The sequence below is a fragment of the Psychrobacter sp. 1U2 genome, assembly GCF_051847575.1.
This window is the reverse complement of the sequence record NZ_JBPYDC010001045.1, coordinates 1-730: the sequence shown is the minus strand read 5'-3', so window position 1 is coordinate 730 and position 730 is coordinate 1. Positions and strand designations below refer to the sequence as shown.

The following is a 730-nucleotide window of genomic DNA, read 5'->3' as shown; positions in this document are numbered from 1 at the left end:
AATAAAAATAATAATAAAAGGAATTTTAGTCGCACCACTAATTACAATCGGACGTATCAAATTGTCCACCCAACTAATGACTAAAATACCCCACAATGCCAGACCAATGCCTTCTGTCGTATGCCCTTGACTCAATAGCCAAAACGCCACCGCGCCCCACGCAAACGGCGTACCAAACGGTATTAACGCAATCATAAAGGTTACGATGGTCAGTAAAATAGGGCTGGGTGATCCTGAGAAATAATAGCCAATACCGGCAAGCAGCGCTTGTGCCAATGCAGTCAGACCGATACCGTATACCACCGCGCGTGTGGTTGTACCAACCGAATCAATATAACCGTCGATTCGATTGCCAATGACGTTGCGTAGTGCCTGACGAATCTGACGTATCAAACTGGTCCCATCCCGATAAAAGAAAAACAGCGTCATTAGCGCCATACCAAGCTTGGCTAAAGTACTGAGTACCACATCTAGGGCTACTTTGCCATAGTATAAATGCGATTGAATCCAAGCGCGAAACGCCTCAAGTGTCCCTTCAGGGTTTTTGTTAATTTGCCACAAAATATCTTTTATCTGCTGACCGATAATGGGTAATTCTTTAAAATAATCGGGTACATCAAGGTAGCCTACCTTCACACGGTAGATTAAGTTGCTATAGAGACTAAGCGCCTCTTGTTGCAAAATAAACACCCCTATCACCAGTGGCACTCCGATAATCAACGAGATACTG

Annotated in this window: 1 protein-coding gene; it reads right to left on the bottom strand. The window is 44.1% G+C overall.

Annotated features, from left to right (window positions below; genetic code table 11):
• The coding region (locus tag ACS8FD_RS20290) for an AI-2E family transporter (RefSeq protein ID WP_439277191.1) at positions 1-730 on the bottom strand (730 nt) is incomplete at both ends.